Genomic DNA, 26,353 nt, shown 5'->3' with positions numbered 1-26,353 from the left:
TTAGTTATTTAGTAGTTTGTATTTGATGTCAAAAGACATTGACAACACTTGTTTTGGTTCTAATTCAATAAGTCCAATACCGGTATTAAATGCATTGGGTGGGCAAGTCACTGGCTCTATGGCAATGCTTCTCCGTGATGGCGGTGTGTAAATCTGAAAATATTTGTATTTATCTGTCTCACTTTCTAGCTCTATACCGACTTCAATTCCCTGTTTTTGATCCTTCAATATAATCTGATACTTGTCGTCCTGCTGCACTTCAAAACAATCGTCCAATTGTTTTTTCGCCAGCGAATCACAAGACTCAAATCCATGTAGCTCGGTCAATGGATTCCCGACATTCGAGCTCAAACGTATAGCGGTACCCATTTCCAAATCAATCTCATCCAGATTTTCGAATAGAAAATATGGATGCCATCCATCACCCATAGGCATCGTAGCTGATCCAGTATTTTCAATTTGGGTAAGAAAGCTTACTCCCGTTTTATCCAATCGATATGTTAAGTTGAGCGTATACTGAAATGGAAAACCTAGATCTACCCCTTTATAGACATAACGTAATTCAATTGAGGCACTTGATTCACAAGACTCCTGATTTACTATCTCAAATGGTCTATTATGCAGCAAACCATGCAAATTGTTATTTGCCGGAATATCATTTATTGCAAGCTGAAAAGTCTTACCACCATATTTGTATTTACCTTCAGGAATTCTATTTGGAAAAGGAGATAGTTTGCAACCTTTAAAGGCAGTGTGATGATCATGAATTATCTCCTCTTCTGAGCGATAACCATCGATCATAGAAACCATATGTCCATCCTTGTTTTTCACCACCAAATCGTTAATTCCCGCTCCAAATTCTGTCAGTATTTCTATATACTCTTCGGTATTTGTATTGACCAGTCGAATAGCCTTGAATACCCCAAGCTTAATTTCCTGTATATTAAACACAACGCAATATTTGCCTATTCACCCCGGCAATGGGATTAGATATATTTCAAATTGGGGGGAGATTTATTTCAATCGTTCTGGGGGGACGGCTAAACTCACTAAAATCAACTTAATTTCAAAAATTCGAGTCGAAATTTTGTAGTCACCCTTCTAAAGTTGGCAATATATCAACCCCTGTCCTACCGGACTAATTGGCAATATACAGGAACTTTTTATTAAACGTATATTTTACATTTAATAATGTATTCAGCTCCAATACTTAACAATCGCGTTTAATTAACAAACTCCTTAGCACACCTGTTTTGGTATCTCTTGCGAAAGATCAAAAATCAACAGACGCCAGAACAGGTCTGTGGAACATGGACCATTTTTAAATGCGAGTGACCAAGTGCTTTAACCTACAATTACCTGATTCCTAACCAAGTCTTCGTAATTGTCCCGCTTACGGACCAAATGTGCCTCGCCATCCACCACAAATACCTCTGCTGGTCTGAACCTTGAATTGTAATTCGAGGCCATGCTGTAGCCATAAGCACCTGCGCTTCTAAGTACGATGAGGTCGCCCTCGCTTGTCTCTGGCAGCATACGATCCACAGCAAAGTTGTCTATTTCGCAAATGTTGCCTACTACTGTATATTTCTGTTTCTCTCCTTTCGGATTTGACGCATTCACGATTTCATGATAGGCACCATACATCATGGGGCGAATGAGCTGATTGAACCCACTGTCTACTCCCACAAATTCGATTCCACCATTGCGCTTTCGTACGACACAGGTAGTAATCAACGACCCGGCATTGCCTACCAAAAACCTACCTGGCTCAAACCATAGCTGCAATCGTCTGCCGTACTTTTCGCAGAAAGAGGTGAACTCCACATCTAGTTGCTTGCCAAGCTCCACGACATCAATAACTTCATTGCCATCACCTACATCCACCTTGATACCTCCACCAAAATCTATAAAGTCCAGCTTTTCAAACTGCATGGCAATATCGAAAACCGCTTTGGCTCCATTGATAAAAATCTCCGGGCTCATGATCACCGAACTCGAATGAATATGGATACCGTCTACGTGCAAATCATATTTAGCTTCCAACTCCTTTACCATTTCAATCTGATCAAGAGAGATTCCAAATTTAGACTGCTTGTGCCACCAGTCCACTTTGTCTGTATTGGACTGGGCGGCGATTTGTGGATTGAGGCGAATGCAAACAGGGACACTACCTCCATATTTTTCCCCAAACTTCTCGAGGTTGGACAGGTTTTCTATGTTGATCTTCACCCCCATCTCCACGGCCTTCTCGATTTCAGAAAAGTCAACACAGTTTGGTGTGAAAACTATATCCTGTGGCTGATAGCCCACAGTTAATCCCATCTGAATTTCTGATAAAGACACGGTATCAAGACCTGTACCTTGTTTGAGTAAGTATTTCATAACACTCATATTGGTCAAGGCCTTACAAGCATACTTTACTTTCAAATCTACGCTACTGAAGCCCTGACGAAACCGGTCCAAATGTTCTTTGATCACCTCGGCATCATAGACATAAAGTGGTGTATCGAATTCTTCAGCTAATTCTTTTACAGCAATATTTTGAATCTTGTAGGTGTTGTTTTCCAATTTCATATCAGTTTTGAATGGGTCATTTGACCATTTTTAATATTTCTTTTTCATTCGATCTCATCCATTGCGTACGTCGCATAAGCTCCAGTACACGTTCGTACTGGGTTTGATTGGGTACGTTGATCAGCTCGTTTCTCAGATGCCAACTCAGCATACCGTGGCTTCCCCACTGCATGTAGATCGGCAATGCCTGCCACTCACTGTCGGTCATATTTCGCACTGAATGATAAGCATCCAAAAATGATCGCAGCAAGTCTGGTTGCAATTCGTTGTTGACAAAACAAAAACCATTGATGGTCATCCCTACATCGAACATGAGCTGATCACTACAGGCTTCTTCGAAGTCTATGATCGCCATCAAATCCTCTCCCTTGTATATTGTATTGTTTGGGAAAATATCTCCGTGCACCACACCTCTTGGAAGTGCAGTATCTAATTGACTCGTCAAATAGTCTGTTTGATTCTTAAAGTATCCGAAGACTTCCGGCATGGCATTCTTGCATTGACCAAATTCATCGATCAGCGCATGGCAGTTGTCGATATGTACTGCGTTTTTCTTTTCCAATTCATCAGTCAATCGAATTAGACTCAACTTGCCTACTTCGCGCCCAATTTGGGAAGCACTGTTCGCTGTCAACTCAGGTTCATGCCCTTCCTTGAATTCATAAAGCATTACAAAATGTTCTTCTGATTGCTGGATGAATTTACCCGCTTGATCGGCCAGAGGAAAGGCTGTCTTGATCCCTGCCTTTTTCAATGCATGCATCAGTCTCACTTCATACTCTAGCAGGTGCAAGGGTTGCTGTTTGCAAATGCGATAAAGTATCGAGGCTTGCTCAGTGATTACTTTTAGGTTTTCGTTGGCGTAGCCTTGGGTGAGGGATTCTACACCTATAATTTTTCCTAAGCTGTATTTTTCTAAAAGTTGTTCCTTTATCATTCTACTGAAATCAATCCATGAAAAATCTCATGGTATTAGCTCATGTCCTAAAGCCGGACAGGCTTCTACTTTTTCATCGGTACACCGATACGAGCCAAAAAGTAGACAAAAGTCTAGAAAATTTCGAAACTCGCCCGATAGCCATCGAGCTCAAAAAGCGAAATTTTCGATTGCAAAATCTTCACCAATTTTAAAATCGAATGAAGACTTTTATTAATTCACTTCATAACCCACAGGCACTAAAGTAAAGCCATAGCTGTAATTTTTGGCAGGGATCGTGTATTCTTTGTGTACTCTCCTTCCCCAGCTGGTGTCTCCGCCCACACCCATTTGCAGATGATCGATATTCCAGGTGACTAATGGCTTTTTCTTGATGTCTGTGGTGTGTCTGTTTGGACTTGGCCTTGGCGTATGGTCGATATCTGCTAGTTCCAAATTCATTGCCCGAACATTCAACAAGGAGTCTCCAATTACCTTTATACCCAATCCTTCTGCATTCGTCAGACTCGCCCATCGCACTGAAGACTTATTCCCAAACTCCTGTGGTCGTACATAAGGATGATATTGCTCCCATACCGTACCCTGATAAGTATCGATTTTCGCTCCCGTATTTTTGTCCCAGTAAGTTTCATAAGGCCCTTTGCCAAACCAAGTCATTTGGTCAAACTCAGGCTGCAAAACCACACGCATTCCAAATCTTGGCAAATCGGGCAAGTCTCCTTTCGGTTCGAAATTATTTTGAACATGAATGCTGCCATCTGCATGAATGGTATAAACTGTAGCATACTTCGACTCATTGGCCTCTGGCAACACGAAATCCGCTTGTATCCTTACCTCATTTTGCTCTGACAGAATCACTTCCAATCTTTTATTTTCTTGGTTTCGACCCGCATAGTGCCAAACGCCATTTCTTGCTGGCATGCCATTACCCAAATCATTGTCGACTGGTGCACGCCAAAAGTCTGGTTCAAGGCCAGCTATGATCAGTTCTTTGTTATGGATTTTCCAACTTTCTATTTGTCCATTGGATTTTGAAAAAGCGACTTCAAAACTTGAATTTCCTACTACAAGGTTTGAATCATTATCAATCAGTCCCAGTGATTTTAGATCCGCTACCGTAGCAGCTGCCAACGACTTACGGGCGGATATAACAAACTGATCCCAAGCGACCTCATGACCTACAGACTCGAGTTCAGTAGCAGTTTTCGTTTTGGCAGAAATAGTTAGGATTTGCTCCTTCTTTGAACTATCAAATTTGAAATTTGAGATTTGAAATTCCAATGATTGGTGAGGAGCGACATTCAAATCAGGCACTAAGCCATCAGCTATCAATCCATCCTCATTTTTCAATTGCCAACTTATTTCAAACTCGTTGAGGTTGGTGAAGTCATATTTGTTTTGAACCGAGAATTGACCAGTGTTCAAATCCACAGCTTTGAATTTGATGTTTTGATACACCTTTTTTACTTCCCAAATGTGAGGGTTGATTTCTCGATTGGCTTGTACCAAACCATTGATGCAGAAGTTTGAATCACTCTTGACCGGTGCGTGTGGATAGTCCCCGCCGTAAGCAAAATACGCCTCTCCCTCTGGTGAGGTTTCCAACAATCCCTGATCTACCCAATCCCATATGAATCCGCCTTGCAGTTCTTTGTACTTTTCGATAGCGTCCCAGTAGTCCTGTAGATTGCCTACACTATTGCCCATGGCGTGCGCATATTCGCATAAGATCAGCGGTTTGTCTGTGTGTTTTTCTGCATACTCCACTATACGTTCGATCGAATGATACATAGGGGCTTGAATATCTGAGTATTCCGTATTCTGCGACATTTCGTATTGTACGGGTCTGCTCTGATCCTGCGCTTTGAGCCAATTGTAAGTGGCTTCAAAATTGACTCCATAGCCCGCCTCATTACCCAACGACCAAGTAACAATACTAGTGAAGTTTTTATCGCGCTCGTACATGCGTTGTACGCGATCCAAATGGGCCTTTTCCCATGACGGGCTGTTGGCTAATGTGACCTCAGGATCTCGAATATCCAACCCATGGGATTCGATATTCGCCTCATCCACCACATATAGTCCATACTCGTCGCACAGCTCATACCATCTCGTAGCATTCGGATAGTGACTGGCTCTGACAGCATTGATGTTGAATTGCTTCATCAGCTGAATGTCTTTGATCATAGAGGCTTCGTCTACCACATGACCTGTCACTGGATCATGCTCATGGCGGTTAACTCCTTTGATCATCACTGTCTGACCATTGATTTTGAAATTGCCGTCTTTGATTTCGGCGGTTCGGAAACCAATGCGCTGCGTATAGGCTTCGACGGTATTCCCGAGACTGTCTTTTAGTTCCATGGTCAGGGTGTAGAGGTTTGGCTTTTCTGCAGACCACTTGGCTGGATTTAAGATTTGTGATTCAAAGTTCAGGATTTGAACATCTTCATTTGATATTTGGGATTTGAGATTGGAAATTTTCTCCTCTCCATCCAGCAAGCTGACTTCTAATGAACCTACACCCCCGCTTACTTCGGCGGTGACTTCCAGCACTCCATGCTCATAGTTTTCATCCAACCCTGCCAAGACCGTATGGTCTGCGACATGAAACTTTGGGCGTGCATAGACGAAGACTGAGCGGTCGATCCCACTCAGGCGCCACATGTCTTGATCTTCGAGATAGCTTCCATCGCTCCAGCGGTAGACTTCGATAGCCACCAAGTTTTCGCCTGCTTGCACAAATGATGTGATATCGAACTCCGCTGGAAGTTTTGACCCTTGGCTATAGCCTACTTTTTTACCATTCACCCAGAGATAAAACGCGGAGCGTACGGCTCCGAATTGGATAATTACCTCGTTTCCATTCCAAGAAAGTGGCAGGTCGAAAGTCTTGCGGTAGGATCCCACCGGGTTATAATCATTGGGAATGTGAGGTGGATGAGCAGGGAATGGATAATCAACGTCCAGGTAATGAGGCACGCCATACCCCAGACGCTCCCAATTACCCGGCACGTCGATCAAATTCCATTCACTATCACTAAACGTTAACTCAAAAAAGTCTTTAGGTCGATCGGCTGGCTTTCTTACCCAGTTGAATTTCCACTTCCCATCCAAGGACAAATATCTCTCAGAGGCATGCTTGTCTTTCGCATTCGCTAATGCCACTGATTCATACGGAAAGTAGTCAGACCGTGCCGGCAATTTGTTGATCTCTGTTATGGATTCGTTTTCCCAATCGTAAGACGTGTCTGATGTAGTACAGCCCAAGGCCAAAACACAGGCTAGCCAACCTAATTTTTTTATTCCTTTCTTCATATTTGATTATTCTCTGATCAACATCAATAGGTGTGCAGCAGACCAACTAAAGTGTTTGGCATTGAGTCCTTCGCCAGTGATGGGATGATAATTTTCCCTGATCGGTCCGTCAGTCAATAAACTCTCGGCGTTGTCAAACAACTTCCTTTTCAATTCATCAGCTTCGGCTCGATAGCCATAATTCTCTAATCCTTTGATTCCGAAATAGACTTGATCGAGCCAAACGGGACCGCGCCAGTAACCGTTCTTAGGGTTGAATTTAGGATGTGAAGCATCTAGTGTGGGCAGTGGCACCTTGGTATTGAATTTATTCTGATTCATGAGTTGCTTCAGCACCGCCTTGGCTTGCTCGTCAGTAGCAATTCCGGCCCAAAGCGGAATCCAGCCCTCTGGCCCAAAAATCTGGATCATCTTTTCGTCCAGCATCATATCGAAGAAATAACCCTGATCTTCATCGTAATATTTGTCTCTGATTTGAGTAGCCAAGATATCTGCCTCTTGTTGATATCTGTTTGCATCTGCAGACTCTCCAAGAATTTTTGCCAATTGTACCAAATACATTTTTTCAGCATAGAGGTATGCATTGAGATCGACGGACTCCTGATCGAGAGAATACCCTCCTCCCTCATTGGTGAGCATGGTGGCCTCGTCGAATCGAACGGCATTGTCCATTCCACTTTCCCAAGCCGCTGCCACTCGAGTGCCATCGGTAGACCCGTATTCGCAGAGACCGTTTAGGTCGTGATCACGGAAGTTGTACCACCACTGATGATACTTCTTCAATTTTGGATATAGTGTCTTTACAAATGAAGTATCATTCGTTGCTTCAAATACTTTGGCAATAGACCAGGCTGACAAAGGTGGCTTGGTGTCACGCCAATTATGCTTTTCAATCAAAGTATCTCTAAAAATACAATCGGCAATCATGCCGTCAATATCCTGATAATCATACATGGTTATGATTTGATCTTTGGCTAATTGTGGTACAATATCGGCTAGACCTACTGAATGCTTCCAAGAGTCCCAAGCCCAAAAACCATGAAAGCCACCGTAAGCATAGGATGGAAACAATCCGTCATGCTTGAGCTCACCAGCGGCACTACGCCAGTTGTTGATAAGGGTATTGAGCGACTTGATGGCGACAGTTGTATAGACAGAGTCAATCTTCTCACCGTTCGTTTTCGTGAGGGTTTTGCTCAGATAGCCATTCCACCGCTTTTGATTGTTGGCGAAAGCCCAATCTGAGTTCTCCAGCACTTTTTTCACTGTTTCTCGATCGCGTCTCATTTCTTTTTCAGAAAAATAGGCAGACTGAACGTAAGAGATTCTAACCGGAAAATTTGGATTGAGATCGTATTCTTGCTCCTGACCGATATACGAATTAGAAACCATAGATCCCTCTGCAGGCTGGTCGAAAGTCAGTATCAGTTTCGTTTGGCTACTGTCGGACTGCAGCCATAATCGGCTATCCTCCACACTAAAATTCCAATCAGGTAGCCAAGTAGATGCTTTCAAATTTGTTGTAACTTTTGGCTGCTTCACGCTGCTTTGTATTTCGTATTGGACTAGAGTTGACCGGTTGGAAATGAAGATCAAATGCTGTTGTATGCTCAAGTTCTCCAACTCATAGGTTTGCGTCAATCGCCCGGGTAAATATTGGCTGCTAATTATTTTGGCGGAAGCCCAATCTAAATCCCTACCTCCAAGAGAAAGCTGTAAGGTAACCAGTTGTTTGGATGCCCATAATCCATTATCGTCGGTCATTAAAAACGGACCAATAAAGCCACCTGAAGGAGATGGGCTGAGTGAATAGCTATGCCATGCTCCTAAGTCAGAAAAACTATAGACTGATCGGTCTTTTTTGTTGGTAGGAAAACCGGATAGATCTAGCGTATTGACATAGGCAGACTGCAGGTCTGACGTCTTTTTCTCAGAGGAAAATTCACAACTAAAAAGTCCCCCCAACCCTACACTTTCTATAATGAGTAATATTATCAATCCATTTTTCATAGATCCAAATGTATGTCTTCAGAAAGATTTTAGTATAAATTTTACCCCTACAACACCCCTACATTGTAGGTAAATCATACAAATTCTGGTGTTAGGGCCATTTTTCGAGCTTTAATTTCTTCTACTAAAGCTTCCTGCACTGCTCGCTTTTGCAAATCCACCTTTAAATGTTCTTGTTGAAGTGTTGAACGTTTCAATTTTTCATTTTCTATATCAAATGCTTCGACCTGATCGATCGAAAAATCCTGAGGTTCACAGTGACTGACCGCGTATCCGTTCTTCTCCAACATTTGCCCAGCAATGGACTCAAAAATACTCACTTCTTCAGTGGTCAAAATAGCCTTATATTTTTGTGTATTATTTTTCAATATCGGTTGTGTAACGTTAGCCCACATATAACCAGAAGCCGCAGTATGTTTGGATTCCTCGGATTTGAAATAATTAAAAATTTGATTGGAATAGGGAATACCAAGAAATGCACACACCAAACTCATCACCTCCTCTGGTTTTTCAATCAAATCTTCGTACTTAATAGTAAGCGCTCGACCCGAGCCCAACCGATTAACCAACTTTTCGGATTTCTCTTGAAGTTCTTTCCAATATGTAGCCAGATGATAAATGTGCTTTTCACCTACCGCTACTTTTTTGAAGGATGCTGCCACATCTCTACCGTCTCGAACCAGTCTGATGAATAAGGGGTTCAACCCATGCCTCTCCATTTGATCCACATATTTGACATTCGCCATGCTTTTGCAACACCAAAAATCAGCTTCATTGGCAGAAGCCATTTGCTCATATACCTGAATAAAAACTTCTACCAAACTTCGCTGCTTTGCCGATCGAAATATTTGTTCTCTGTCCAGATTCACTTTTTCCCAAACCACGGGATTCGTTTCTACCAGTCGGCATACGTCGTCCACCAACTGAGAAAACTTTTCATCCACACTGAGATCACCATACTGATTCATCATTGGCATAAATGTCTTCAGAATATGTGGTGGGTGAGGCGCTACTACACCCTGTAACTCATTAATCATGAGACGGAGCAAATTAGAACCTGATCGTTGGGTACCTATAATTTGAATAGGTGTATATGTTTTATTCATAATAAAAATCCGATTAATCCTATGCCTAATGCAGTTAGCATGAGCATTGGGGTAGATGTTTTAAACCAAAGACTACAAACCAGTAGTATTCCAAATGAGATGATACCGGACCACTCACGAAGAGTATCACTTCCGATTGTTACTGCTGCGGACATTATAAGGCCAATGACTACCGGCCTTAATCCAGTAAAAATGGCTTTTAGCGCTAAATTTTCTTTGAACTGGCCCAGCCAATGACTACAGGTGATCATGAGCAATCCTGATGGAAGGAAAATACCAATCGTGGCCAAACAAGCTCCCGTCATACCGGCGACTTTATAACCGATAAAACAAGCACTAATCAATATAGGGCCAGGTGTAAGCTGACTAATTGCGATAGCCGTGTTGAATTCTGAAAAGGTTAGCCATTGCATCGATGATACTATTGATTCCTGAATGATGGGAATGATGACATAGCCTCCACCGAACAAAGTCAAACTCATGGATGAAAAGGTTAAAAGCACCTCCATATTCGATAGCCATTCGGTATGCCCCAGACCGATAAATAGCAAAAACAAAGTGGCCATCATAAGAGCTAACAATTCCGTCAAGCTTTTAAGTAAATGACTTTTCGGACTATCTCTTGTTGGCTCTGTGGTTTTAACTTCTTGTTTATAAAAGAAAAAGTATCCAATCACTGCCCCGGCAAGCATGATACCCATAGTTGTCATCACTCCACCTACCCATTGGCTCAGAAACAAGGAAGTTAACCCTAGCAAATAATGACCAACTCCAGCTAAATGTTTTTTGGACATGTTGACTACAACGGTCACGATGATGACAACGATTGCGGGCATTACCCAAGCAATGATGGTTTTGAACATTTCCAATTCGCCGAATTGGAAATAAAAAACAGAAAACATCAACACCAGCAAAAAACAAGGAAGTGTGACTGCAAACATAGAAAGCAAGCCTCCCCAAAAACCGCGCAACTTGTAGCCCACAAACCCCACAGTGTTGACTGCTAATGGCCCAGGTAGAACGGCTGCCAAACTCACACCATCCAATAAGATCTGAGGATCCAGTTTTTTATCTTCTTCGACCATTTGCTTTTGTAGCACAGCAATGAGCGCCATAAAACCTCCAAATGAAAATGAGCCAATCTTGAGAAAGGTCAAAAACAAATACTTCATCGATATGCTCGGTGAATTATTTGACATGGCTCAAATCATATAATTGAGGAACATATTCAGCTCTATAAGGATCTGGAATACCTACCCTTGCTCTGGATAGTACCTGCCCATCAGGACTCAGCACTACTAATGAGTTGGTGCGTGGTGCACAGAATAAATAATTATCATTATTCATCAAATAGGCACTTCCCATTTTATCGCAATACAATTCTTCTGGTAGCTCAATAATTTCTTCTACCACGCCCTTCTCATTTGTTTCATTCAATTGATAGGTCACTACTCTTGTTTTGCGCTCTTTTCTTCCATTATCAAAGACCTGATAGTGGCCTTCTGTATTCACATGAAAAGCATGCTGACCATAAAAATATCCTGATTCATCGATCGAAATATTTCCACCTTCTCCCAACTTCCATATCACAGCACCCGAATTAGCATCTACTTTCCACACTTGATTGAAGTTTCTAAAAGAAATTAGATAATTGCCGTCTGGATCTATAAACAAACTGTTGGCATGACTCCAATCGTCAGCTGTTTCAACTATTGAGCTATCTGCCAAAGGATCAGTATGGTCGAATACCGACCAGGCCCATAGCACTTGGCCGGTGCTATCCATCTTTACAATTTTATCACCCATGACCAGTTGATTGTTATCCCCTCCTTTTGCGGATAAATCGAATGCTTTGAAATCATAAACCAGAGCCAACAGGTTTCCAGCATCATCATACCTCACTTCATGATGAGCTTCCAAAGGTTCGTTCAGTGCGCTCAAATCCAAGTGCATGTGTTTGTTGCTCCAAAGGTCGTATGCTACTATCTGATCACCGGAGCTATTGCGATGTTTGGCAGCGCCATACAGCACTAAGATGGTATTTTGATCTGTCCAATGAGACAACTTAGGTTGCTTAGGCACAGATTGGTACCATACTACATCGCCGTCCTCATCTATAAGGTAAATGATTCCATTCACCATTCTACGCTGTGAAAGGATATAACCATCCAACCCTCTTACCTGCTCATCTTCCCAACGCAAGTGAAGGACATTGATTGGAAACTTTTTAGTAGTGAATGATTGCACTTGACTTTCTATTTCTGATTGATCATTCCTTACCATCACCTGATACTCATAGGTGGTTTTTCCTTTGAGCGCTACTAGCGTCACATGATGATTTTTGGTAGAATGAGAAAGTGGAGAATAGTATTTTTTATCTGACTTACCTTTCACCCAATAGGTCACATACGCTTTGGCCGAATCACTTAGATTAAAATCAATGTGCATCCGAAGTTCATTAGCTGAATCCTGTTGGACTATTGGCAAGGTCTCAAAATGTACAGTATCGGTATTGCAAGACATGGTCCAGCCACATAAGGTCAGCCATATGAAAAGTGGGGTATGTTTAAAAAGAATCAACATCAGCGTGTTTGATGAATATCAAAAATACTCGTAAACACATGCCGAAAGCAGTTTTTGAACTCTACATGACCTCTACACTACACATCCCGAAGGTAATCTGTGAGAATATCATCGGGATCAAGCTCCAGTTTCTTTCTTAATCGGTACCTGCTGATCTCTACTGATTTTACAGAGATATTATTGAGCGAAGAAATCTCCTTGGAGCTTAGGTTGAGTCTGAGTTGAGCGGCTAGTCGCATGTCGTTGTCAGTGAGATTAGGAAATTTCTCTTTAAGTCTAAAGAAGAAATCATCATGCAATTGTTCTACATCAGAATAGAATCCATCGATGTCTTCATTGATTTTTAGACGGCTCTCAAATTCACTTATCAGCGATTTGATTTTTTGGTCGGCATCAGCTCGATCCAGAAAGTCAAACTTCTTTAGAGAATTGGCTAGCAGCTGATAAGTTTCATTTCTTTGAGAGATGAAAAGCCCCATTTTTGTAAGTTCCTTTTTTCTATACTCCAGTCTTTCTTTGAGTCTTGCCGATTCCACTTCTTCTTTTTCCAATTGCACTTTGACCAGGTTCTGATTGATCTCGAAGATTTTCTTGTTCTTCTTCATACCACTGACCAGTCGGTTCACAATTAAAACACCGATTACCAATAACAAAATGATACCTACGAACAAGGCATTTTTCCTGAGTCCTTCGGCTTCTTTCTCTTGTTTGAGTAGCCTTACTTCATTCTCCCTTCTCTCGGCCTCATACAAAATGCGCATCTCTGCTAGTCTATATTGCTTTTCATCCGAAAGAATTTCTTTTTTTATGGAATCATAAGCCTTGAAAAATGTTAACGCTTGTTCATGATCTCCCAACTGATGATATAATTCAGCTGAAATCTGATAATTCCTTTCTTTAAGCACCTTATTAACATTCAATGAAGCAATATAAATTCTTGCTTCTTTGAGATATGTTAAACTTTGATCGTACATTTTGCGATGAAAATAAACGAGAGCCAACTCGTTTAGGGTCTCTACACGGTCATAATAATCCTTTGTGTTATCAATAAGTGTAAGTGCCTTTTTCAGATTTGCTTCTGCCAAATCCAGGTGACCGATAGCAGCGTAACTAATTCCTAGATTTTTAAGAGATTCTGATATTCTAACATCATTACTGAAGGGCTTTTTTAGTTTTAGAGATTTATCAAAATAATCAATGGCCTTTTCATGCTCCGACTTCTTAGCATAGATCAAACCCAGGCTATTGTAACTATAAGCTATACGTTCATTGTCTTTTAGCTCCTGGTGAATTTCAAGTACTTTGTAGTGATAATTGAGTGCATGGTCAAGGTAGCCAATATCGTAGTACAACCAACCCAAAGTCCTTAGAGTAAATGCAATGTCCTTAGCCTCACCAACGGCCTCTCGTACACTCAGTGATTTCAAACCATAATCAAGTGCCTGATCGTACGCATCGTTGAATAAAAACCCCTGGCATATATTAAGCAAGGCATATCCTTCTTCTTTTTGATCATGGAGTCGTCGAGCCAAGGTTAATGCCTGCTGACCGTATTCGATGGTCTTGTCCGCATTCACCTCCCAATAGGCTTCTGCCAAAAGATTAAGGTTTTTGACCCTTTCTTCACTGGACATTTGTGGAAGTAGGACTTCCAAACTATCTATTAAGGCACGGGAGCTGATGATGGGTTTGTCCCACATAGAGCTTTGGGCAAGGCTCACCTGAGAGATCAGCATGAGCCAAATTACTGGGGTATAGTTGCTTCTCAAAATATGCTTTTTACATTAGTAAATGTATCAAATTGATTTTACATGGCTGTTACAAATCTGGCCAAACCACTATTCGAATTGGTTCGTTGTTTACTGCTACCAATAGAGCTCGACTGCCATCTGTTAATTGGATTGATAGCATGTCCTTTACATCACAATTCAGGTTCAGGTGGTTAGTATACTTAAATCTCCCATCCCCCGACCCAATCATCACGGCTCCAAAACTCGCATCATTTCTCGGCGTCTCTACTTCCGATTGGTAAAGATTCCCTGCCAGCAGGATATCTAAATTCCCATCCTTGTCAATGTCTTCTATAAGAATTTTATTAGTTGCAGAAAACTGGGCCTCAACAGGAAGTGATGTCAAAGTAAATTCGCCATTTCCTATGTTCTCAGCATAGGAAGTAGCAAAAGTATTGACATGATATTGCAAAGCGCTAGCTAGTTTTGATTGATCATAGACCTGATCTAAAGTGGCTTGGCCAAATTCATGATAGGTTGGAAATTTTTCTTTGATAAAGGGCATCTGGTTGGATGAACATTCTCTTCCTCTGAGCGGGAATAGCTTTTCATCATTGTAATAGCCCAACACAATATCCGTACTGCCATTGGCGTCGAAGTCATCAGCATATATAGAAAATGGCTCGTCAACAGTAGCTCTATATTTATAGTTTAGGCCATTGTTACCCAACACAAGGTCTAAGTCACCATCCTTATCGAAATCTGCAGTTGCTATACTATTCCACCAGCCTACAGAATTTGGCACTACTGTTTTAGTAAATTGACTTGCTTCGTTTGTGAAGATTGTCAGTGGCATCCATTCACCTACTACAACTAAATCCATAGAGCCATTCCCATCATAATCCATCCATTTGGCATCAGTCACCATCCCTAAATCGATCATTTCAGGTGCTTTGGTTATGGTGACATCTATAAATCGTTCTCCTTCGTTTTGAAGTATAAAACTACTGACAGGGTTGGGGTACACACCTGGTTTTTGTCTGCCTCCAACGAACAAATCCATATCTCCATCCTGATCATAATCAGCCGCAGCTATCGCATATCCGCTCACCCTAATGTCCGGCAATACGTGACTTGCATCTATAAATTCACCCTGTTTATTGAAGTACAAATGATCTTTAAACTCAGGAGCACCTTCGTCAAACTCATTGCTTCCGCTGACCACATACAAGTCTGGCCACTGATCTCCATTGGCATCGAAAAAAAGTGCAGACACCTCTTCAGCAGAGGAATATTTTTTCCAAGGCGCGGCCTTCAATGGTTTAAACTCTCCCAGTTTATTTTGCATGAACAACACTCCACTTTGCCCTTTGGCGCCACTTACATATACATCTTCTAAGCCATCCAAATTCACATCTGCCATTGCCAATCCAGGGCCCATTTCGGACATTTTATGCGGAAGTAAACTCTCTCGTGAAAAATCATTGAATTTTGATTCCTGATGTATGAAAGGAAACGTTGGCAACTCTTTTTTAAGTTTTGTTACCGATTTCTCTTGGATTTGGCTCTTGCGATAATCCAGAATAATCAATTGGTTGGCCGTTGCATACTTTTGTGTTTGCACTCTACCATCTGGCCAAGTCACCAAGAGAGAGTCTATTGTTTCGACCAACCCTAACCCAAATATCAACCCTTCTGACACTGAAGATTGATAGCCTCTGGTGAGATAATGTTCCTGCATTTGCAGCCCGTTCGATGTATAAACAATGACTTTGGCTCCTATACCACTTTTGTTTTTTTCACTCCCTCTAAATTTTACCGTGAGGTAATTTTGTTTTTCAATTTCCTGCGTATTGTTTTTATAGATTATGGGTTCTTCGTCAATATTATTGGTGATAAAATCTAAATCACCGTCATTATCAAAATCGGCATAAGCAAGCCCATTGGAATACGTGAAAGAAGAGATCCCCCATTGTTCTTGCTTGTTCTCAAACTGAAGATTGCCTTGGTTCTTAAAAACATAGTTTCTGATTTTCTTTTGTGGAGTCATATTGATCAGTTCTTTGATCAATCGTACTTTATCTACTCCTGTTTTGCCTTCGACCGCCTCCAAACGCTTCATTTTATACTTTCGATAGTCATTGTTTCTGAAATCTCTTTTCAAACCATTGGTCACAAACAAATCTTTATGTCCATCCAGATCAATATCGACTAAAAGAGGTGCCCAGCTCCAATCAGTGCTGTGTACACCTGCCAATTGCCCAATATCACTAAACTCAGCATGGCCTCGATTGAGTTGCAACGTATTATACATATACTGATACTGCAGCCCATTGTCCAAATGTGTTTGAAAACGCTCTGGGTTCATTCCGCTCATGCTGGTTTTGATACCGTAGTTATCCTCGGCTACCATATCGAGCGTCATGATATCCTGTAAGCCATCGTTATTGATGTCTTGGATATCTGTACCCATGGCGTAATTAGAATGGTGCATGAGTGCAGATTCCGACTGATCTGTGAATGTTCCATCCTGATTGTTGATGTATACATAATCATGCTCAGAGTAGTCGTTGGCTACGTAGATATCCGGCCAACCGTCATTATTCAAATCTCCAATCGAAACGCCCAATCCATAGCCTATTTCATTACCATAAATACCGGCCGATTCGCTTACATCCCGAAACCTACCGTTATCATTTACAAACAATTTGTCACCTACAAAAGGATCTCGGGTTTTCTTTAAGTCTGCTACTTCGTAAAATGGTCGTACTTCCACATTGTGATTGAGTAAAAAAACGTCCAAATCGCCATCTCGATCATAGTCGAAGAATGCGGCTTGTGTGGAATAAGAAGGGTCGTCTAGGCCTAAGGCCTGAGCCTGATTAGTATAAGTTGGTATCCCTTTTTTCATTCCTGAAGAAACGAAGAATAGGTTTCTTCTTTGACTTTCGTCCAATTTGCCCGATCGACATATGTAGATATCCAAAATACCATCGTGATTGATATCCACCATGGTCGACCCTGTGGTCCAGCTAGGCGAATCTCGTAATCCAGCATCATCAGTGACATCCTTGAACTTTAAATCTCCCTGATTGAGGTATAGTTTATTTGGCGTGATATTTCCTGTGAAAAATACATCCACCAATCCATCGTTGTTGACATCCCCGGCTGAAACGCCTCCTCCATTGTAGTAATACTCATAAGTGAGGCTATTCATTCTTTCATTTTCAGGAATGATGTTCTTGAAAAGAATTTGTGTGTCCTGACCTTTTAGTTCAGTGAACAGGGTCTGATTGGGTTGATTTTTCTGATACTGCTTTTCACCTGACTCACAAGCAGAAATACAAGCAATTATTAAAATCCAAATGGCTACTCTTTCCATCATCTCTTCAATGTAAAAAAGAGCAAGAGAATATTTCCCTTGCTCTTTGAACTATTATCAACTCCTAATTTCTAAAATCCATCATTTTGGGTCAGGTTATCATTCTTGTTTATTTCCTCTAGTGGGATAGGGAAAATGTCATGTTTACCATCCACATAGTTTTCCGCAAAAGGCTTGTTATGCGCCGCCATCACTTCACTGATTTTTTCAGGGGCCGCACTTCCCTTCGCCCATCTGTATAGGTCAAACCATCTTATGGTATATTCCATAGACAACTCCACGGGTCTTTCGTGATGCCTGATTTGTTGTCTGAGCTCTGCCTGTGTCATTGATCCTGCTGGAATATCTGCAGCATTTGATCTGTTTCGTACTCTATTCACAATGGCAATCGCCGCATCGGTGTTTGAAGCACTTTGCTCGTTTAACGCCTCTGCTTGCATCAACAACACATCTGCAAATCTCATCAGATGAATATTGATTCCGTTGTAATAATCTTTGTCAAACTCTCCAGTGTATTTTTTAAAATACTTAGTGTGAGCTAGTGCATCCTTTACATCACTATAGGCTACAGGAATACCACTATACACATCTAGCATTTCGGAATTTGCATCATCGAAAAACACTGAACTGTATACTCTGTCGCTCAATTCAGCAGTAGACGTCTGATCTGTCATCATTTCACTCAACAACCAATCTGATGGATAGTACAATTCCCATCCGCCTAAAGCACCAGGAGTCACTTCAAAATTGAATGGGTGACGCTCATCGTTGCCATTGGCTCTATTGGCACTCCATTGAATTTCGAAAACAGACTCTACGCCATTTTCGCCGGCTCCGTTAAAATTATCCGCATAACTGGGCAACAGATCGTAAGGTCCATTATCCACTACGTTTGTAAGTTCGTTAGCTGCTACATCGAATTTCTCTTGAAACAGGTACACCTTTCCTAGATAAGAAGCTGCAGTCCAGCTAGTAGCTCGACCTATATCATCACCTTCTCTGGTCTGTGGTAAAGCAGCTTTGGCGGCCACTAGATCTTCTTCAATCTGTGTCCACACAGCAGCAGGCTCTGCTTGAGACACATAAAAATCTTCAGGACTTTTAGGTGTTTCTGTGATCAAAGGAATGTTTTCAAATGCAACCAACAAATTGAAATTGTATAGGGCTCTCAGAAATTTGGCTTCTGCTACAAAAGTCGCTTTGTCTTCATCAGACATTATTTCTATACCAGGTACTTTTTCGATGATCTGATTAGCGTATGATAATCCTGTATAATTGGCCTTCCAAAAACTGGCAATAGCACCATCGTCTGTGCCATTGGTGAAGTCTGCAATAGACTTTCCGTAGTCAGTAGGCGCATTCAGAATATCATCCGCCTTCCAAGTCACACTGATATACAGTTGCTCAAAGAATGTCCACTTGGATCCCGTATGAGATTGCAAAGAGCCATAGGCGGCTACCAATGCTTTTCGCGCATCATCTTCATTCTGCCAGAATGAAGATTCTGTCAATTCTTGCACGTTTTCTGGTTCTAAAAAATCTTTACAACCGAAAAAGCTAAGTGCTGTAAATAGAATTACAATATATCTTTTCATGATTATTTTATTTATCATTTTAAGTCCTAATTAAAATTTGAGCTGAACGCCCATGATCAGGTTTCGAGATAGTGGGTACAGCCCCACATCTACTCCTCTGGAGAATTGCTGATAACCTGTGTTGCCAGGGTCGTAGCCATCATAGCCAGAGATAGTCAGCAAATTTTCGGCAGCCACATACACTCTAGCACTAGAAAACAAATTGTTCACTTCACCGAAGCTATAACCCAGCTGGACATTTTTCAATCTCAAATAAGAACCATCCTCCATGAAGTAATCTGAAGGTCGAATGTTCTGATTGGCATCCAACATAGTTACTCTTGGTACACTGGTATTGGTATTGCTTGGTGTCCAGGCATTCAATAAATCTGCTGAGAAGTTTTTGTCATCTACCTGTCTTCGGTAGAGGTAAACTTTAGTGCCATTATAAATTTCGTTGCCTTGACTTCCTTGTAAGAATAGACTGAAATCAAATTTTTTGAACGAAGCATTAAATGTCAACCCATACTCAAATGCAGCAATACCACTACCCAAGTATGTTCGATCGTCATCGTTGAGTTCTCCATCATTATTGGTATCCACAAATTTCAGATCACCAGGTTGAGCATTTGGCTGAATACCATGCGCATCGATTTCTCCCTGATTCTGAAACAAACCGTCAGTTTTGAAAAGATAAAATTCGCCAATCGATCTCCCAACTTCTGTTCGCGTAGTAGGATGTGTATCATAAATCACATGCCCATTAGTAAATGACTCATCTGCAAAACCAAGCTTAGTCACTTCATTTCTGTTGCTAGTGATATTCCCAGCAATATTGAACTGGAAGTCACCTTTTACCTTTTTATAGGTCAAAGCCAATTCCCATCCCTTGTTGACCAACTGCCCACCATTGGTTACTGGAGTAATGGTAATACCCGAAGTAGCAGGCACAGGTACGCCCACTAGCATATCGCTGGTTTCGGTATGAAAGTAATCGAAAGTGAATGTGAATTGATCATCCAACAGTCCCAAATCTAAACCGACGTTTCGTGTCGTAGATTCTTCCCATTTGATATCATAGGAAGCCAAAGAACGACTGATTGTTCCTATGTTTGGCACCTGAGAGGCTTCACCACCCAACGGATAGTTCAATGCCGAGTTATTACTAGATACTCGAGCCAGGAAGAGATAATCATCAATATTTTGATTTCCTAGCGTCCCAATACTAATTCGAGGTTTTAAGTTGCTTATTATTGGCACATTGAAAAACTCTTCAGAACTGATTCTCCATCCTAAAGAAACTGAGGGAAAAACACCATATCTATTGTCTTCACCAAACCTCGAAGAACCATCTCTTCGAATACTAGCTTGCACCAGATATTTGTCTCCAAAGGCATAATTGAACTGTCCAAAGACGGAAGAAATAGTTCTTGTAACATTTGAACCAAAAGAATTGGCATCTCCAATACCCGCGCCAAGAGCCATTAGTTTATTAGAAGGCAATTCGTTGTTGCTTCCTCCTGTCGACTTGTACACACGCTCTTCAGCGGATACTCCTACCAAAGCAGAAACGGAATGATCTCCGAATGTCTTGTTATAATCCAAAACATTGTTCCATACCCACTCTGAAGTTTTAGATCTTAACTCCCAAAGTGAAGCTTTGTCATTGGCACTTTGTGGACCAAAAGTATAGGTAGGCACATGATACACCTGATCTTCTCCATACATATTCACACCAAATCGAGTTCTGAACTTTAAACTTTCAATGATCTTGGCTTCCAAATACACATTTGCTTGAAAGTTGTCTACGTTACTTTTATCTGTAATTAAGTTGTTTAAGCCCACTACGTTGCCTGACGAAACCACTGCTTCTGCGTATCCATTAGGAGAATTTGGGTCATAGACAGCATTGTGAGGCATAGACTCCAATATTTGGAGAATAGGTGAGAGACCTGAGTTGCCACCATTATCTACGGACTCGTCTTCGCCGAGTCTATTTCTTTCTGATCGAGCATAGGAAATGGTTTGACCAATGGTAAAGCGGTCACTCAACTTGAAATCTATATTCATTCTCAGGTTGTACCGATTGTAGTCGGTAGCGATAATTGTTCCTTCTTTGTCAAAAAAACCGACAGAAAAATTATAATTAGCAAATTCATTTCCACCAGAAATACCCAAATCATACTTCTGTTCTATGCCATTCCTGAACATTTCATCCTGCCAGTCAGTATCAGTAGTGATCGGCAATGTGGTATACGCCAATGGAGTCTGCCCTTCGGCAACATATGCGGCTGTACTTACTTGATTATTCTGCTCTCGGTTTAGGACATCTATTTTTTTAGTGATAGAACTCACTCCTACATAGGCATTCAATGACACTACTGGAGGTCCTACTTTTCCTCTTTTGGTAGTGATTACCACCACACCATTGGATGCACGAGACCCGTATATGGTAGCTGCTGCTGCGTCCTTCAAGACATTGATCGATTCGATGTCGTTCGGATTGATCGAAGATATATCACCAGGAATACCATCAATCACGAATAAAGGGTCATTGTTTCCAATGGTTCCCAAGCCTCTTACTCTGATCACTGGAGCAGACCCGGGAGAACCTGACCCAGAAGTGGAAGTCACACCTGCCACCTGACCTTGCAACATTCCCGCTACATTGGCACCAGGGAGCTTTTGCAAGTTTTCTACATCGACAGAAGAAACCGCACTACTCAGTTCAGCCTTTTTCTGCGTACCATATCCAATCACAACAATTTCCTCCAAGGTTTCAACATCGGGTTCTAATACCACTGAAACAGTAGATTGATTTCCAACGACTACCTCCTGTGTGGTATAACCGATGTAACTAATAACTAGAGTGGATCCGCTCCCAACTTTAAGAGAGTAATTTCCATCAAAATCAGTGACAGTTCCGTTTGATGTTCCTTTTTCAAGAATGCTTACTCCTGGAAGTCCCCCTTCTTCATCAGAGGCCGTAATGGTACCCGTGATGACGGACTGTGCTTGAGCTGGTAAACCCAGCTGAATTAGGAAAAGTACCAACAGTACTGTGCCCAATGTTTTAAGTATGTTTTTTTTCATAGACTTTATGATTAATTAATTATGGGTTTTGATTCAAGATCAAATGTTCATCTTAATTAATCATTGTCATAAAAAAACACCTTTACACCACCTCTACAATGGGGTAAAAACGGCATTTGGTGACATTAGAGCAAGATTTAATAAATGTTAATTTTACGGTTTTTGTCAACCAATTTTACTTCCTTCAGTTTGGTTCTTTAATCGAAAGGGTAAAATTTCATTAGAAATTTGTGTGGTAAGCTAATATAGTATCAGGTGAGAAATTGAAGAAAAGTGGCATTTGATTCTTTCTTCTTGTCCAATCCTCCATTTATTTCTTAACCGTTTTGAGAGACTCCACCAACACAGCTACAGAAATGAGTATTCCACCAATCCATACATTTCCTTGAGGAGATTCATCAAGAAATAAAAACCCAAGTCCTATTCCGATTAAAGGAGTCAAAGTACTCAAAATACTGATGACTGTAATGGAGAAATTTTTGAAAGACACTACGAAAAGCGTATGTCCTAAAGCCGTTGTAAACAGCCCAAGCGTCAGTAGTTTCCACCAGTCTACAACGATCATATCCAGTTGCAGGCTAATATCTCCTAAAAGGAAAACAGGACTAAGTAATACCGAAAGGCCAACAACTTGCATGAACATTAAAGTAATACCTGAATGGTTTTGGACATGCAATTTCAGCATGATATTTCGGAAGGAATAAGCAATCGCAGAAATCACACCTATAAATACACCCAATGTGACATCATTACCTAAATCATAATCCGGCACCAAAAAAAACACCCCAAAAAAGGCCACAAACGAAAGTCCGATGTCAATCATTTTAGGCTTAGACTTTACAATAATAGGTTCCAAAATTGCAGTAAAAACTGGGTAGGTAAATAAAGAGAGCATTCCAATAGCCACACTTGAATAGTGTAAAGCATAAAAGTAAGAGACCCAATGCAAGCCAAACATTATGGTACTAAGCAAAACTATCATGCGAGCCTTTGGCTCCTTTATCCACAAAGGCAGCTTCAAGAATTTCAATACAAAACCTAATGCAATCCCTGCTATCACACATCGCACCCAAATGGCGAGTCCGGGGGAAACATTCATGGCCCTTGCAAGTACTCCTGAGGTACTCATGACGATAATAGCTAAAACGAGCTGAGGAAAGTGGCTTTTGGATAGATTCACTAAGGCAGATGTGAGAAAGTGGTATAGAAAAAAATGTTCGAACTATTCACGAAGCATTCACTGCTAGACGTGAATGTACTTTTTATTTACTTCAACTTAAAACATACTTGTTCTAGTGCAGGTTCAGCCCTTTCTTCACCAAGATCATAGGCAGTACGAAGCGCTTGACAAGCTTCATCGTCTTTTTTTGCTTTCATATAAGCTAATCCCATGTTGTAGTAGACCACGCCATCACCGGTTTCAGATCTTAGATAACGTTGATAGTACGTAACGGCCTGAGGGTAATTTTTTAATTCCTGATAGGAGTTGCCGATAAGAACAAAATTCCTAACTAAAGTATTATCGGTGTATACCGAAGTTTCGAAATCTTTAATGGCCTCTTTGTGCCTATCGAGTTTTGCTTTCACCATTCCTCGATTCATAAGGTCATTGGCATTATCTCGCTTGATCATCAAAGCAGAATCGTAATCCAATAAGGCTTCTTCATATTTCCCTTTTTGGTATTTTTCAAAAGCCCGACGCGAATAAGCCATAGCAAAGTCACCAACTCCATAAAGAATCTTATTGATTTCATCTTTTTCTTCTTCATCCACCAAAAAACTGAGGTTATAAAGCGCAAGTCGATGGTATTGATCAATCTCCAACGCACTTCTAAAATCCTTTTCTGCTCCAACTTTATCCTCCTTACCTAGCTTAAAAAGGCCTCTATGCACATAATAGTTTGGTTCGTGATTATTGAGTTCGATGGCCTTATCAAAATCCAATCTGGTTGGTGTATTGAAACCCATTTGTTCATAAGTTAAAGCCCTGGCCAGATATACATCCGCCTTCATGTCGTCCAGAGTAGCTATTCCCGAGAAAATCATTTCACCTTTTTCATCATAGGAAGCGCCTTTGAAAACAATGGCTTGGGTCTCAAAGGTTTCGACATTATTGATTAAATAAGTAAAGTCTTGAGCCGCTTGTTTGTAATTTTTTTGTTTGTGATAAATCAGCGCTCGTTTGAATATCGCGGTATTATTTTCTGGATCCACGCGTAAAGCAGCTTCAAAATCAGTAAGTGCACCGATATCATTGCCTGCTAACTCCTTAGCCTGGCCCCTGGCAAAAAAGTATTCGGTAGATCCACCAAACAACCGTAGGGCACTATCATAATACAATACAGCTAGTGAAAACTGGCCACGACTACCTGCACTATTCCCCTGTTGGTAATATTCTTCTGCTATCCTTTTTCGTTCTGCCGGACTGGCATTAATATCCATTCGTTGGGATAGCCCATCAGTGGTGAAAGCAATCATTAACATCCATAGCCACAGGTGTGTTCTTTGCATTCTCATTGTAATAGTGTCAATCTTTCAAATATGCTTCATCATGTCTGAAGTGAATCTGGATCCTCACTTTCAAACCTCGAAATGAAGGTCCAAAAACAACCCTTCTCATTCCTTTCGTCAATTTACAAATTTTGCGTTAGAAATTTATTTTTTGGGATTATTATAAGAAGCATATTCAAAAATCCTTTAACCCTATATCTTTGTCGACTTATTGAAAATTTATCAGAATACAATGACTAAGGATTTTGTCGAAGAATTGAAATGGAGGGGTATGATTCATGATATGATGCCCGGAGTACAAGAACAGCTTAATAAAGAAATGACATCTGCCTATATAGGTTTTGACCCTACTGCAGATTCTCTTCATATTGGTAGTTTGGTGCAAATCATGACCTTGGTTCATTTCCAAAAGGCAGGACACAAACCTTTCGCCCTAGTAGGTGGTGCTACAGGTATGGTGGGCGATCCTTCTGGAAAATCTGCAGAACGGAACTTACTAGACGAAGATACTTTAAACCATAATTTAGCTAGCGTTCGAAAACAGTTAGAGCAATTTTTGGATTTCGATTGTGGCGACAACTCTGCCGAAATGGTCAATAACTACGACTGGTTTAAGAATTTCAATTTTCTAGATTTTATTAGAGATGTAGGAAAACACATTTCTGTAAATTATATGATGGCGAAAGACTCGGTAAAGAGTCGTTTGGAAACCGGTATGTCATTTACTGAATTCAGCTACCAACTGGTACAAGGCTATGACTTTTGGTGGTTATACAACAATAAGAATTGCAAATTACAATTGGGGGGGTCTGACCAGTGGGGTAATATCGTAACCGGAACAGAATTGATTAGAAGAAAGGGACAAGGAGAAGCCTGGGCCATTACCACTCCGTTGATCAAAAAAGCAGACGGTACCAAATTCGGAAAGACCGAAGGTGGTAATGTCTGGCTAGATAAAAAATTGACTTCTCCGTACAAATTTTACCAGTACTGGTTGAATTCTTCGGATGAAGACGCTACTAATTACATCAAAATCTTCACCTTGAAAACCAAGGAAGAAATTGATGCTTTGATTGCCGAGCATAATGAGGCCCCACACATGAGAAAACTTCAGCAGGAGCTTGGTAAGGACATTACGATCCGAGTTCACTCGGAGGAAGATTACAACATGGCTATTAAAGCCTCTGGCATCTTGTTTGGAAAATCCACCACTGAAGATTTGGAGTCATTAGATGAAGATACTTTCCTTGCTGTATTTGAAGGAGTGCCACAAACAACTATCTCAAAAAGCACTTTTAGTAGTTCGCAAAATGTAACGGATCTACTTTCTGAAGATAGTAATGGCATCGTATTCCCATCAAAAGGCGAAGCACGACGAATGATTAAAGGAGGTGGGGTAAGCATCAACAAAGCCAAGTTGGAAAATGAAAACCAAGCAGTTGATTTTAAACTACTAAATAATAAATATCTGCTCGCTCAAAAAGGCAAGAAGAATTACTTCCTGATCACTGTAGAAGACTAATATGCCAAGA

At 41.0% G+C, this 26,353-nt stretch carries 15 protein-coding genes; 1 reads left to right on the top strand and 14 read right to left on the bottom strand.

Translation table 11 applies throughout. The annotated features are described in order from the left end of the window. The 14 genes from ACOQO5_RS00305 to ACOQO5_RS00240 form a co-directional block, all read right to left on the bottom strand. Positions 1-951, bottom strand: a complete 951-nt coding sequence (locus tag ACOQO5_RS00305) for an aldose 1-epimerase (RefSeq protein WP_420579675.1) — start codon at positions 949-951, stop codon at positions 1-3. Between the two features lie 393 nt (positions 952-1,344). Then, the gene (gene lysA / locus ACOQO5_RS00300) at positions 1,345-2,577 is read right to left on the bottom strand and encodes a diaminopimelate decarboxylase (RefSeq protein ID WP_420579674.1); all 1,233 of its coding nucleotides are present in this window, start codon (positions 2,575-2,577) and stop codon (positions 1,345-1,347) included. Between the two features lie 16 nt (positions 2,578-2,593). Beyond that, positions 2,594-3,514, bottom strand: coding sequence for a homoserine kinase (locus tag ACOQO5_RS00295; RefSeq protein WP_420579673.1), 921 nt, complete (start codon positions 3,512-3,514; stop codon positions 2,594-2,596). A gap of 213 nt (positions 3,515-3,727) precedes the next feature. Beyond that, positions 3,728-6,832, bottom strand: a complete 3,105-nt coding sequence (locus tag ACOQO5_RS00290) for a glycoside hydrolase family 2 TIM barrel-domain containing protein (protein ID WP_420579672.1) — start codon at positions 6,830-6,832, stop codon at positions 3,728-3,730. 6 nt (positions 6,833-6,838) lie between these two features. Continuing rightward, a complete protein-coding gene (locus ACOQO5_RS00285; RefSeq protein ID WP_420579671.1) occupies positions 6,839-8,842 on the bottom strand; it encodes an MGH1-like glycoside hydrolase domain-containing protein in 2,004 nt (667 codons plus the stop codon). 74 nt (positions 8,843-8,916) lie between these two features. Next, the gene (locus ACOQO5_RS00280; protein WP_420579670.1) at positions 8,917-9,948 is read right to left on the bottom strand and encodes a sulfotransferase family protein; all 1,032 of its coding nucleotides are present in this window, start codon (positions 9,946-9,948) and stop codon (positions 8,917-8,919) included. Continuing rightward, positions 9,945-11,147: a chromate efflux transporter gene (gene chrA / locus ACOQO5_RS00275; RefSeq protein WP_420579669.1), complete on the bottom strand. Its 1,203-nt coding sequence runs from the start codon at positions 11,145-11,147 to the stop codon at positions 9,945-9,947. The genes ACOQO5_RS00280 and chrA overlap by 4 nt, the downstream gene beginning before the upstream one ends. After that, positions 11,137-12,471, bottom strand: coding sequence for an aryl-sulfate sulfotransferase (locus tag ACOQO5_RS00270; protein ID WP_420579668.1), 1,335 nt, complete (start codon positions 12,469-12,471; stop codon positions 11,137-11,139). The genes chrA and ACOQO5_RS00270 overlap by 11 nt, the downstream gene beginning before the upstream one ends. Before the next feature lie 137 nt (positions 12,472-12,608). Continuing rightward, a complete protein-coding gene (locus tag ACOQO5_RS00265; protein WP_420579667.1) occupies positions 12,609-14,300 on the bottom strand; it encodes a tetratricopeptide repeat protein in 1,692 nt (563 codons plus the stop codon). Positions 14,301-14,349: 49 nt separating this feature from the next. Continuing rightward, a complete protein-coding gene (locus ACOQO5_RS00260) occupies positions 14,350-17,646 on the bottom strand; it encodes a VCBS repeat-containing protein (RefSeq protein ID WP_420579666.1) in 3,297 nt (1,098 codons plus the stop codon). A 68-nt stretch (positions 17,647-17,714) separates the two neighbouring features. After that, complete coding sequence (locus tag ACOQO5_RS00255) at positions 17,715-19,238, bottom strand: RagB/SusD family nutrient uptake outer membrane protein (RefSeq protein ID WP_420579665.1); 1,524 nt, start codon at positions 19,236-19,238, stop codon at positions 17,715-17,717. A gap of 30 nt (positions 19,239-19,268) precedes the next feature. After that, positions 19,269-22,310 carry a SusC/RagA family TonB-linked outer membrane protein gene (locus ACOQO5_RS00250; RefSeq protein WP_420579664.1) on the bottom strand — a complete coding sequence of 1,014 codons (3,042 nt, stop codon included), beginning with the start codon at positions 22,308-22,310 and terminating at the stop codon, positions 19,269-19,271. Between the two features lie 310 nt (positions 22,311-22,620). Further along, positions 22,621-23,490 (bottom strand): DMT family transporter, encoded by an 870-nt coding sequence (locus tag ACOQO5_RS00245; RefSeq protein ID WP_420579663.1) that lies wholly within the window; start codon positions 23,488-23,490, stop codon positions 22,621-22,623. Between the two features lie 86 nt (positions 23,491-23,576). Continuing rightward, complete coding sequence (locus tag ACOQO5_RS00240) at positions 23,577-24,821, bottom strand: tetratricopeptide repeat protein (protein WP_420579662.1); 1,245 nt, start codon at positions 24,819-24,821, stop codon at positions 23,577-23,579. Between the two features lie 232 nt (positions 24,822-25,053). Between ACOQO5_RS00240 and tyrS the strand changes: the two genes are divergently transcribed. Next, complete coding sequence (gene tyrS / locus ACOQO5_RS00235) at positions 25,054-26,343, top strand: tyrosine--tRNA ligase (protein WP_420579661.1); 1,290 nt, start codon at positions 25,054-25,056, stop codon at positions 26,341-26,343. Positions 26,344-26,353 lie beyond the last annotated feature (10 nt).

Source organism: Reichenbachiella sp. (assembly GCF_965223055.1).
Lineage (GTDB): Bacteria > Bacteroidota > Bacteroidia > Cytophagales > Cyclobacteriaceae > Reichenbachiella.
Note: the sequence above shows the minus strand (reverse complement) of the source record. Positions and strands in the feature narration are given on the sequence as shown.

Excerpts from the sequence above, each read along its gene's own strand:
- ACOQO5_RS00290 (WP_420579672.1), bottom strand. The coding sequence starts at position 6,832 with ATGAAGAAAGGAATAAAAAAATTAGGTTGGCTAGCCTGTGTTTTGGCC.
- lysA (WP_420579674.1), bottom strand. The coding sequence starts at position 2,577 with ATGAAATTGGAAAACAACACCTACAAGATTCAAAATATTGCTGTAAAA.
- chrA (WP_420579669.1), bottom strand. The coding sequence starts at position 11,147 with ATGTCAAATAATTCACCGAGCATATCGATGAAGTATTTGTTTTTGACC.
- ACOQO5_RS00285 (WP_420579671.1), bottom strand. The coding sequence starts at position 8,842 with ATGAAAAATGGATTGATAATATTACTCATTATAGAAAGTGTAGGGTTG.
- ACOQO5_RS00270 (WP_420579668.1), bottom strand. The coding sequence starts at position 12,471 with ATGTCTTGCAATACCGATACTGTACATTTTGAGACCTTGCCAATAGTC.
- ACOQO5_RS00240 (WP_420579662.1), bottom strand. The coding sequence starts at position 24,821 with ATGCAAAGAACACACCTGTGGCTATGGATGTTAATGATTGCTTTCACC.
- tyrS (WP_420579661.1), top strand. The coding sequence starts at position 25,054 with ATGACTAAGGATTTTGTCGAAGAATTGAAATGGAGGGGTATGATTCAT.
- ACOQO5_RS00255 (WP_420579665.1), bottom strand. The coding sequence starts at position 19,238 with ATGAAAAGATATATTGTAATTCTATTTACAGCACTTAGCTTTTTCGGT.
- ACOQO5_RS00295 (WP_420579673.1), bottom strand. The coding sequence starts at position 3,514 with ATGATAAAGGAACAACTTTTAGAAAAATACAGCTTAGGAAAAATTATA.
- ACOQO5_RS00280 (WP_420579670.1), bottom strand. The coding sequence starts at position 9,948 with ATGAATAAAACATATACACCTATTCAAATTATAGGTACCCAACGATCA.
- ACOQO5_RS00250 (WP_420579664.1), bottom strand. The coding sequence starts at position 22,310 with ATGAAAAAAAACATACTTAAAACATTGGGCACAGTACTGTTGGTACTT.
- ACOQO5_RS00260 (WP_420579666.1), bottom strand. The coding sequence starts at position 17,646 with ATGATGGAAAGAGTAGCCATTTGGATTTTAATAATTGCTTGTATTTCT.